Here is a 2,425-nt window from a genome sequence, read left to right as displayed (position 1 = left end):
GGCGGAGGCGGACGCCACCGTCCGCGCCCACGCCGCCGCGGAACTGCTGCTGGACCGCTACGGCGTGGTGACCCGCGGGGCGGTGGGCGCCGAGGGCATCCCGGGCGGCTTCGCCCTGATGTACAAGGTGCTCGCCCGGCTGGAGGAAATGGGCCGCTGCCGGCGCGGGTACTTCATCGAACACCTCGGCGCCGCCCAGTTCGCGGTGCCCGCCACGGTGGACCGGCTGCGCTCGTACGTCCGGGATCCCCAGCTGCAGCCGGAGGCGGCAGAACCGGCCGCCGTCGCCCTGGCCGCCACGGATCCGGCGAACCCCTACGGCGCCGCCCTGCCCTGGCACGCCGTCGACGGCGGCCACCGGCCCGGGCGCAAGGCCGGGGCCCTCGTCATCCTGGTGGACGGGGAGCTGGCCCTGTACGTGGAGCGCGGCGGCAAGACGCTGCTGACCTTCACCGAGGATCCAGGGGCGCTGGCGCAGTGCGCGCGGGCCCTGGTGGAGGTGATCCGGCGCGGGGCCGCGGACAAGATGGCGGTGGAAAAGGTCAACGGCGCCCCGGTGCCGGACACGGAACTGGCCCGGGCGCTGGCCGGCGCCGGCTTCTACAGCACCCCGCGCGGGCTGCGGTTCCGTGCCTGAGGGCGATACCGTCTGGCGCACCGCCCGGCGGCTGCACGCCGCGCTGGCCGGGCGCGAACTGCTGCGCACCGATTTCCGGGTCCCGCGCTATGCCACCCTGGATCTGTCCGGGCGGATCGTGGACGAGGCCGTCTCGCGCGGCAAGCACCTGCTCATCCGCACCGGGGACCTGACCATCCACTCGCACCTGAAGATGGAAGGCAGCTGGCAGGTCTACCGGCCCGGCGAGCGCTGGCGCAAGCCGGCCTTCCAGGCCCGGGTGGTGCTGGAAACCGCCGCCGCGACGGCGGTCGGCTTCCAGCTGGGGCTGCTGGACGTGGTGCCGCGCGCGGGGGAGGACGAAGTGGTCGGCCACCTTGGACCCGACCTGCTCGGCCCGGACTGGGACGAGGAGGAGGCCCTGCGCCGGCTCCGGCTGGCCCCGGAGCGGCCGGTGGGGCTGGCGCTGCTGGACCAGCGCAACCTCGCCGGCATCGGCAACATCTACCGCTGCGAGGTCTGCTTCCTGGCCGGGGTGCATCCGCTTGCCCCGGTGGGCGAGGTCCCCGACCTGCCGCGCCTGGTCCGGCTGTCCAAACGGCTGCTGGAGGCGAACAAGGACCGCGGCGCGCGCAGCACCACGGGCGGACCTGCCGGCCGGAACGCCGGCTACTGGGCCTACGGCCGGGCCGAGGACGCGTTCCGGCGCTGCGGCGGCCCGGTGGTGCACACGGTGCTCGGAAACACGGAACTGGACCAGCGCGACCTCTACTACTGCCCGCACTGCCAGCCCGGCCCCACCGTATGATGGTCGGGAGGATTCCACAGGGGGGACAATGAGCTGGGTGCTGGACTGGGTGCCGACCATTCCTGCCCTGGCCCTGGCCCTCCTGTTCCTCTACGGTCCCGGCCTGGCCTGGGGTGCCGTGCTCGGCCTGCGCCGGCTGAGCCTGCTGGCGGCGGCCGGACCGCTCGGCGTCACGGCCATCGTGGCCGACGCCGAACTGGGCGGGCTCACCGGCTGGCCCTGGTCCTGGCCCCTGCTGGTGGCCGTCGCCGCCGCCGTCGTCGTGCTGCTGGCGCTGGCCAGGCGGCTGCTGCTGAACCGGTGGCACTTCCACCCGCACACCAATCCCGTCACGGCCCCGCCGATGGCCCCGTGGCGCTCCGTGGCGCTGGCCTGGGCCGTGCCGGCGCTGTTCCTGGGCGCAGTGCTGCTGGGCATCTTCGGCAACCCGCAGAACATCGCCCAGTCGCACGACAACATCTTCCACCTGAATGCCCTGCGCTATATCGCCGACACCGGCAACGCCTCGTCCCTGACGCTGGGCTACCTGGGCACCACCGACGGCGGCACCTTCTACCCGGCCGGCTGGCACGACCTCGTCTCGCTGGTCCAGCTGACCTCCGGGGCCTCCATCCCGGCCGCCATCAACGTCACCAACCTGGTCATCGTCACCTGCATCTGGCCGCTGGGCTGCCTGTTCCTGGTCAGCCGCGTCACCGGCGAACGGACCCTGTCGCTGCTGGTGGCCGCGGTGCTCTCCACCGCCTACGGCACCTTCCCCTACCTGCTGCTGGAATTCGGCGTCGTCTACCCGTTCCTGCTCTCGATGGCGATCTTCCCGGTGGCCTTGGGCCTGGTCATCCAGCTGCTGCGCCTGGGCCTTCCCGCGGCGCTGTCCACCGAAGCCACGGCGCTGGTGCTGGCCGCGCTGCTGCCGGGCATGGCGCTGGCCCACCCCGCCTCCATCATGGCCCTGCTGGCGCTCTCCGTTCCCGTGGTGGTGGCCGCCGCGCGCCGCACGC

The 2,425-nt window shown here is 73.4% G+C and carries 2 protein-coding genes and 1 pseudogene; all 3 read left to right on the top strand.

What is annotated here, in order from left to right:
* Positions 1 to 637: pseudogene (locus ACFQ36_RS22195) on the top strand (ATP-dependent helicase); the annotation flags it as partial.
* On the top strand, positions 630 to 1,424 hold the full coding sequence (locus tag ACFQ36_RS22190) for an Fpg/Nei family DNA glycosylase (RefSeq protein WP_377017649.1): 795 nt from the start codon (positions 630 to 632) through the stop codon (positions 1,422 to 1,424). The pseudogene ACFQ36_RS22195 and the gene ACFQ36_RS22190, both read left to right, overlap by 8 nt.
* 28 nt (positions 1,425 to 1,452) lie before the next feature.
* On the top strand, positions 1,453 to 2,425 hold a 973-nt coding region (locus tag ACFQ36_RS22185), incomplete at its 3' end, for a DUF6541 family protein (RefSeq protein ID WP_377017647.1).

It is taken from the genome of Arthrobacter sp. GCM10027362, assembly GCF_042679445.1.
GTDB lineage: Bacteria > Actinomycetota > Actinomycetes > Actinomycetales > Micrococcaceae > Crystallibacter.
The sequence above is the reverse complement of the archived record's forward strand: the minus strand, read 5'-3'. Positions and strand labels throughout refer to the sequence as shown.